1 protein-coding gene is annotated in these 293 nt (G+C 47.1%); it reads left to right on the top strand.

Features of this window, described 5'->3' with window-relative positions; genetic code table 11:
* Positions 1 to 2: 2 nt before the first annotated feature.
* A partial coding sequence (gene tatB, locus SB725_RS30695; RefSeq protein ID WP_410923126.1) for a Sec-independent protein translocase protein TatB occupies positions 3 to 293 on the top strand: 291 nt, incomplete at its 3' end.

The following is a 293-nucleotide window of genomic DNA, read 5'->3' as shown; positions in this document are numbered from 1 at the left end:
ATATCGGGTTTTCCGAGTTACTCTTGTTTGGCGTCATAGCCTTAATCGTATTGGGCCCAGAAAAACTGCCGCAGGCCGCACGTACGGCTGGGCAATGGTATGCCAAACTGCGCCGTACAGTATCCATTTTACAGTCTGAAATAGAAGCTGAGCTTGATCTGGCTGAAACGCGCCAACAAATGCAAAATGAGCTTGCAAAAATCCGTCAGACTGAGTCAGATATGAAGCGTGAACTAGCAGAGATGCGCGGTAGTATGCAAAAGTTTGAAGACTCGCAGAATCAAAGCTTAGAC

The organism is Pseudomonas sp. SIMBA_041, from assembly GCF_046535095.1.
Taxonomy (GTDB): Bacteria; Pseudomonadota; Gammaproteobacteria; order Pseudomonadales; family Pseudomonadaceae; genus Aquipseudomonas; species Aquipseudomonas mucoides.
Note: the sequence above shows the minus strand (reverse complement) of the source record. Positions and strands in the feature narration are given on the sequence as shown.